Source organism: Flavobacterium sp., assembly GCF_031422135.1.
In the GTDB taxonomy this organism is placed as follows: Bacteria; Bacteroidota; Bacteroidia; order Flavobacteriales; family Flavobacteriaceae; genus Flavobacterium.
On sequence record NZ_JANOQD010000105.1, the window covers coordinates 121,149 to 128,857 of the forward strand.

Here is a 7,709-nt window from a genome sequence, read left to right on the forward strand (position 1 = left end):
TTCAAAATGAAAAATATTATGTCATTTAGAGTCATTAATGAAATATATATTTTACTTTACTCACAAATTTTCAATACAATCGATTCGTTTTGAGTTTCATTAGTAAATGGATTTTTAACCATTTCTCTCTTTTTTGTCTTTTTGTTGTAAAACCCTAACCATTCTAATTCAAGTTTGCTTTCATCGGTTCTTTTAACTTTACAAATAATACTGTCATGTGATATGTCAAGCCAGTTTACAAATTTATTGTATCTTGTAATACCTGTAAGAACAGAATATTTAATATTAGAGTTATTAGTTATTTCTACGGCAACTCTTGCGTAATCATTATTCAAATAGATGTCTAGGTAGCCATGTGAAGAATCAAATGCCAATAATTCCGTTTTCTTTTCTTCACACATTTTTTTCCAACTTCCAGTAACTTCTATTTCTGGATAATTTTCATTATTTTCAGGTTCAATTATATTATTTGGAAGATTGTTTATATCATCAATTTTGTATTGGTTTAATTCTTTTTTTATAACTAAGGAAATAGTTGTTTTTGTTCCATTATCATTGATAAATATAATGTATGTATTATCTTTTAATTTGTCTTTTGTTATTTCAATATTCTTTAACCATTCAGTATTATAATCTTGCGCATTAACAAAAGGATCATAATTTAACTCTAAATTTTGTAATTTATCTAATAGGCTTTTTGTTATATATTTACTTTTTAATTCTTTTAAATAATTTTTATCAACCACATCTTTAGCATTTTCTGATATATATGATACATAAAAAGCTTTCAAATTTTCAGTTATTTTGTCACTTGTTTCAATTAACTCTAAAGTTTTTGTATTGGTTTTCGTAACCTCTTTGTCTGTTTTTGAAACTTCATTATCTGCTTTTTGAAAACAAGATTGAATTACTATTAAAAGTAAAAATAGTGCTATTTTTTTCATAATTATTTTTTTATTCCCATCTAAAAACTGAACTTTTTCTTTTAATTTAAAATAATAATTATAACCTTCAAATATTTATAAGCCTAATTTTTTTTTAATTCATAAGTTGAAATTTTACCAATTGTTTTATTGAGTAAATCACTTTTTAACTCAATTTTACCCAAACTTTTTGTGATTGTAAATTTTGAGCTTTTATTATCTTTTTCAGCTAAGACAATTTCGGTTGTGTTACAACTCAAAACCACTAATTCCTCATTTAAATCTTCTAAGTAACTTTCTAATTTAAATGTAGCGATATTGTTATCTATATCTATATAAATCATTGCATAAGCTCTTGGATCAGCATATTCTTCTTTCATTCTGAGGAAATTACACGAATATTTTCCTATCCATTGTTGTGTGTTTTTTTCAGAACTAGTTGTTGAGAAATTTTTCTGATTATTTTGTACTATATTAATAATTGACTGGACTGTCATAAACTCTGGTTTATTGATACTAGAAATTTTCATTTCTGGCTGACTTGTCTCTCCTCTAAAAAAAATATATGGCAATTCTTTTTGATTATCAGGCAAGGGATGTTCAATATTTACCGGTTCATTATTATTCAATGATACTTGCAATTGATTTATATTATTTATCATTAAATCTCTTATATCATTAGAATACGCCCACATATATTGATTAGGATATCTAGTATCTTCTAATACAGGATTGAAATATAAAATTGGTGTTTGCTCCTTGTTTAGAATGTCAAAAATAGCACAATCTACACCATCTCCATAGCCCTGCATACGAACGATTTCTTTGGTTTCATCGTTGTCCAAATTTACAAGCCATTTTTCATTTATTTCTCCCCAATAATATTTGAATTCATAAAGAAGTTTATCATTTTTAAACCAAAATTCATAAAAATAATCTGCTTTTTCGTCTACGGCAGTGATTATTGTTTCTTTTGCCTCATCACTATCAATATTTATTTCTTCTTGTTTTTCAATTTTTAAGTTTGATGGAATTGGATATGTTTTTTTAGCTTGTTTTTCTGTTATTTTATCCAACATTTTGCTTTTTAAAACTTTATTCTCTTTACAAGAATTACAAAATGTACTTAGCGCTATTACTATGTAGAAAATGAGTTTAATTTTCATACTATTATCCCAAAAGTAATTACAAAAAATCTATTTAACATCTTCTAACTTTGAATAGATTTCTTTCCATACTCCATTAGGTTGAATTTGGATTTTAAAATTTTGAATATTACAACAACCCGAGATATGACTTATTGCTAAACTCTTTTCTTTTTTATTTATTTCAATCGGGAAAAATCTCATACTTTCTGTTAGATATGTATCCAATACAAATTCGTTATTTGGCTTTTGAATATAATAGGCATATAGTGGACCTCCATTACTACCTTCGATATTTATTACTGCAAAATCCTCTAAACCATCAAAATTTACATCCAATACTATTAGGCTGAAAATATTTTTTTGTGTTTCAATAGTTTTAATTATTGATTTTTTTAAATCAAAATAGGAATAACAATTTGATGAACTTAAATTTAGTTTTACAACTAATGATTCTGGGATAAAACCTATTTCTTGAATTTTATTTGTTTCATTATTTCTCAAGGTTATTTTAACTTTTTGTTTTTCGTCTTCATCTTCACTTTTAACTTCTGATATTAAAAACTTAAAACTAAAATTTTTAGATAGGGTTAGATTTTCAACTTCATCAACATTTTTATTGTCATTTATTTGCACAACTTTATCAGAAGAAAATAATTCTGGAAACTCTTTATAAAAAAAGTCACGCTTCCCAATTAATACATTATTTGTTTTTACTTTTTTTAGAAATTCCCATTTTTTCTCAGATAAATTATACAAATAAAAATAGACTTCTGTATTATTTTTAAAAAACATTGCTTCTTCTGATTCTCCATTCGATACATCTAAATATTTTTTAGGAATATAAACAGCAAAAGTATTATATAAACTTAAGTCTTTATTGACTATTTTTTCAATTACAGAACTCTGTGTAATCTCATCTGAATTAGAGCCTTGAAGATAGTTAAGCCAATAATTATGTAATGAGATGTCTTTTGGAACATAACTTATCGCAAACCATTGTACTTCTTTATTTTCATAATTATAATAATTACGATATGGATGCTCTGATATATCAGAATCTCCAAATGAAATCATATAACCGTTGAAGTATTTTTGGTCAAAAAAATTAACAGGAGGTTGTTCTTGATTTGTATTTTCAATTTGTTTTTTATCCTGCTTTATGTCCTGCTTATCTTTATTTGTAACTTGTCCATTGCAGGAAATAATCAAAAAGCAAACTAATACTAATTTTATTATTTGTTTCATCTTACTATATTTTATTTCCATTTTTATCAAATTTTGTTTTCATATAATTCTCAGGATCAACTCTTGAAGAGGCTACATTCTTAAAAGTAGCAGTGCCAGCAGTATAGCTGGTGGAAGCTTCAATATGAATATGATAATCTTTTGGATCAATGCCGTGTATCAATTTCCCATTTTCATATACAGAGCCTGCATTCCCTGTAGACCCTGAAATTCCTAATATGTCGTTATGCTTAACTTTATCATTTTTAGCTACTTTTACAGAGTCTAAATGACAATACATTATATAAACTGTTCCGTCATCTTTATCTTTTGACTTAACAACAACTAAATTTCCTAAACTAGTTGAATTATATTCATTTGAAGCAAAAGAAGTTTTTATAAAAACAACTTCGCCACAAAGTAAAGAGTGTACATCTACTTTATTATCTCCTGTATAAATATCAACCCCTCTATGCGGATTTTTTCTACCTCCTGCTGAGTTAAATCTATTATTAACCTTACCTCCATTGTCAGTGCTTATTTGAGGATTTGGCACAACATCAGCATAATCAACACATTTATCTTCAGTGCAATCGCCTGTAACACAATTACACTTAATACTAAAATCTTTCAAAAATCCTTTTTGAATGTGCAGGTGGCTTTTGCCTGACAGCTCTTCTTTTAAAAACTCATCATAGTAGTCTAGAGTATCTTGCATTTTTGCAGTTGGTTGTCCTGCTGTTGCACCAGGTAAGCTTACCCAAGTTTCACTTGCTTTTGAGATTGCTCCTTTAATATCATTTTTTAAAAGTAATTCAGGTATTTTTTCTGCTACTAGTATAGCAACACATAACTTATCTTGTGACTTTTGTAAAAACCCTTTTGCATCGTATTTTTTAGCCTTATCATTTTTTTCGGTATATACCTCGGGAAGTAATTTTCTATAAGTACCATTGTGTTTTTCTAATTCATATCCGTTAAGTTCGTCAAATTTCCAACCCATAATTTGATAAGCCCCTGCTGCAGAAGAATAGATTGTTTTTGTACTGTTATGATTAATTGTACGTGGGTGATCATCTGATAAAGTAAAATTATTGCCACTTCCGCTAAACCAAGTTGTATACCCTAACTGAGGATCTCTTGCATCTTTAGTTCCTTTAAAATATTCACCAGTGCCTTCGGCTACCCTTAGTACTCGCATAAAAGCTCTTATTTTTTGCTCACACTCACACTTCTTCCCAATCACAAAATACTGACCTTCTTTTTTCAAAGATTCTACTGAATATTTTTTAGTACCTGTGCATTCGGCTTTGAGCCAAAGGTTTTCAACCACTTTTTCTTTTTTGTATTTAGTAAATACAAACGAATTAGTTGTTGTGTATGAAGTGCCTTCAGTTAATAATTTACTAATGTCTTCTTTTTTAACAATATGATTTGGAGCTAATGCTGTATTACTTTTCTTTTCAATACTAGCTGCGATAGCTTGCAAGTCACCACTTACGGTAAACGCTTTTTTTACATCATACTTATGAGTACCGTCTTTTATATTTGCTGCTAATTTCTCTTTCCACGTTTTTAAATCAGTATCTGCTTTTGGACGTAGTTTTATTTTTACTTTCGCAATACCTTTTTCAACGGTGGCTTTAAGTGATGTTATTTCAACACCATTTTCTTTGGCTTCAAGAACAGGTTTTTATAATATCAACACATTTGATACATTACTAGCAATTTCTACAATACTTAAATCTTGTTTATTTTTTTGGATTTGTTTGACTTAGCTTAATGATAAAATCTTCAGTAACATTCTCAAAATTCACATTGCCAAAATCTTTACTACTCCAAGTTTTTGGAGGCAATTGTTTTTCGTGGTCAGCTTTGTCAAAATAAGTTTCTCCATATTTATGAAGCAATATGTTTCCTCCAATTACTTTGAAGGTTATGTACGATGATATTTCAATATAATCCGAACAAATTTGATTTTCAATTGTAAAATAGTTATCCTTAAATACTATTGTACTAAAGCCTTCTGTGGCACAATTAAAATTATTCTTTGGTATTATCAAATTATTTCTATACCAAGTTTGATAAGTATTATTAGATAAACCTTTTTTAATCTCCATTGGAAGTCCAAAATGTTTATTTTCAAATTCTCCTGATTCTTGATCATTTGTATAAAGTATGATTTTATCATTTACCCCATCTCTGTCTAAATCATAATCAAAAAATTGTGCAATGTCTTTATTAATTATTTCTTTTTCTTTCGTGTTACCTAGAAATAATTCAGGAAAATGTGAAGTGAAAAAGTCATTAGCAGCATAAGGTGGTAAAATGTCGGATTTTTCAGTTTTGACCAATTCCCATTTTTTTATTAATTGGTTGTAAAAATATATCTCTGAGACATTGTTTTTATTTAAAAAGACACTTTCGTTCGTACATCCATTTTTAGTATTTAAATATTTCTTTTCTATCAAATATGAGAAAATATTATAATTATTTAATTTTTTAGTAATTATATCTTTTATTCTTTTATTGTCTGTGGCAAAATCATAAGTATTGAAATCTGTGTTTTTGTGATATTCTTCTTTCCATAATTTTTTATCAATTTCGTTTTTAGGAATAAAATGCACACTAAAGTATCCTTCATTCTTACAATCCAAATAACTAAAAAAAGGATGGTCAGACATATTAGATTCATCAATGGTTAATTCATAACCAGAAAAATATTTTTTATCAAAAAAATTAATTGGTTCTTGAACAAGTTCTGATTCTATTGAACTAGTAGTAGATGGACTCTTTTTTTGTGTGTTACCTTGACAAGATATTATCAAAAGTATTACAAAATATATTATTTTATTTAACTTAATTTCCATTAGCATCAAATTTTGTTTTCATATAATCTTCTGGCTGAAGTCTATTTTTTCCATAAAAAGTCACAGCACCAGCACCATCAGAACATGCTTCAATATGTACGTGCCAATTTTCCTTACTTATGCCTCTACCAGGTTCTCCATTTGCTACACTACCGTCTGATGCATTTCCTGTAGAACCTGAGAGTGCAATTTTTTGTCCGTGACTTACTGTTTCTCCGACAGTAACATCAACTTGATCTAAATGACAATACAATATATATACAACGTTACCATCTTTATCTTTGGACTTGATGTTAACGACATTTCCTAACTTTTTACTTCCATATTCATTAGTTTTATAAGTGTTTACAATAGCTTCAACTGTGCCACACATTATGGAATGTACATCTTTGTAAGTTACTCCTGATAAAATATCTATACCTTTATGCTCCCTGCTAGAACCTTTGTCATATCGATTATTATTTTTACCTCCATTATCACTGCTTATTACTGGATTTTCCCACACATCAGCATAATTAAAGCACTGTGAACAATCTGTTGTACAACTTTCTGCTGTATCCTTTTGGCAATCATTTACCTTAAAAATATTAATCATATTCTGTAAATGACCCCATCTTAAATCTCTTGTAGGAGTACTGTTGTTTATAATATTAATAATAGCTTCAAGATTTGGTCTTAAAATCCCTTTTTCTGCCTCTTTCTGACAACCATATTCCTTCCAATACGCCATACTAGCTACTGTACCCTCATTAAGATTGTTGATATTATTTGCATCTATAGTTATTCCAAATTCAGGATAGTCACTTGTAATTCTATCATTTATTTTTGTATATTTTCGTTTAAAAGTAATTTGAATAATTCCCCTACCCCTATATGTCCAACCATCACCACTTGCCGCATCACCATTATCCTCTTTATTTGCATACGTAATATTAGCAATCATTTGTACATTAGCAGTATGTTCAGTTAAATTAGGTCTATTGTATGTATTCTTTAAGAAGTCAATATTTTTTCTATCAATTCGCCCGTAAGTGAAAGCTAAATCATTAGGTGGTCCATTTAATGATCCTGTTGTACTAAATCGTGAAAAATGTTCTGTAAGCTTTTCAACAGCATAATTTAATCCCTCTCCATCTTTTATATCAATACTTGGTCCAACTTCTTGTCTTACTTGTGCAAAGAAATGAGCTTTTTGTTGACATGTATTTAATCCGAACTTAGTATTTGCTAGATTAAAAGCATTCATTAACTGTTCCTTTTTAACTTTAGTTGCACTAGTAAAGATTAGGTCTAATTCTTCAATGGTTAACTTACCACATCTAGGACATTTTTTGCCTATTTCAAAATACTCCCCATCTTTCTTCAAAAACTCCCCCTCATGTTTTTTAGTTCCCTCACATTCAGCTTTGAGCCAAAGGTTTTCGGTTACACTTTTATAAACATCGAAAGTTATTTCTTCATCTTTGTTGTAAGCGTCTTTTGTTAACGCTTTTTCAATAGCGTCTACTTTTGCAAATTTTTTCAGTTCTGTGAGTTTAGCTTTA

General features: G+C 28.4%; 6 protein-coding genes. All 6 read right to left on the reverse strand.

The genetic code is table 11. The annotated features are described in order from the left end of the window. Positions 1 to 56 precede the first annotated feature (56 nt). Complete coding sequence (locus RMO70_RS13800) at positions 57 to 944, reverse strand: DUF3828 domain-containing protein (RefSeq protein WP_310557020.1); 888 nt, start codon at positions 942 to 944, stop codon at positions 57 to 59. An 83-nt stretch (positions 945 to 1,027) separates the two neighbouring features. Further along, the gene (locus RMO70_RS13805) at positions 1,028 to 2,089 is read right to left on the reverse strand and encodes a hypothetical protein (RefSeq protein WP_310557021.1); all 1,062 of its coding nucleotides are present in this window, start codon (positions 2,087 to 2,089) and stop codon (positions 1,028 to 1,030) included. A 30-nt stretch (positions 2,090 to 2,119) separates the two neighbouring features. After that, positions 2,120 to 3,316, reverse strand: a complete 1,197-nt coding sequence (locus RMO70_RS13810; protein WP_310557022.1) for an XAC2610-related protein — start codon at positions 3,314 to 3,316, stop codon at positions 2,120 to 2,122. Between the two features lie 4 nt (positions 3,317 to 3,320). Beyond that, positions 3,321 to 4,784, reverse strand: coding sequence for a peptidoglycan DD-metalloendopeptidase family protein (locus tag RMO70_RS13815; protein WP_310557023.1), 1,464 nt, complete (start codon positions 4,782 to 4,784; stop codon positions 3,321 to 3,323). Between the two features lie 262 nt (positions 4,785 to 5,046). Next, positions 5,047 to 6,165 carry a hypothetical protein gene (locus RMO70_RS13820; RefSeq protein WP_310557024.1) on the reverse strand — a complete coding sequence of 373 codons (1,119 nt, stop codon included), beginning with the start codon at positions 6,163 to 6,165 and terminating at the stop codon, positions 5,047 to 5,049. Next, positions 6,155 to 7,709 (reverse strand): peptidoglycan DD-metalloendopeptidase family protein (locus RMO70_RS13825; protein WP_310557025.1); only part of this gene is annotated, 1,555 nt, incomplete at its 5' end. The genes RMO70_RS13825 and RMO70_RS13820, both read right to left, overlap by 11 nt.

Excerpts from the sequence above, each read along its gene's own strand:
- RMO70_RS13800 (WP_310557020.1), bottom strand. The coding sequence starts at position 944 with ATGAAAAAAATAGCACTATTTTTACTTTTAATAGTAATTCAATCTTGT.
- RMO70_RS13805 (WP_310557021.1), bottom strand. The coding sequence starts at position 2,089 with ATGAAAATTAAACTCATTTTCTACATAGTAATAGCGCTAAGTACATTT.
- RMO70_RS13810 (WP_310557022.1), bottom strand. The coding sequence starts at position 3,316 with ATGAAACAAATAATAAAATTAGTATTAGTTTGCTTTTTGATTATTTCC.
- RMO70_RS13820 (WP_310557024.1), bottom strand. The coding sequence starts at position 6,165 with ATGGAAATTAAGTTAAATAAAATAATATATTTTGTAATACTTTTGATA.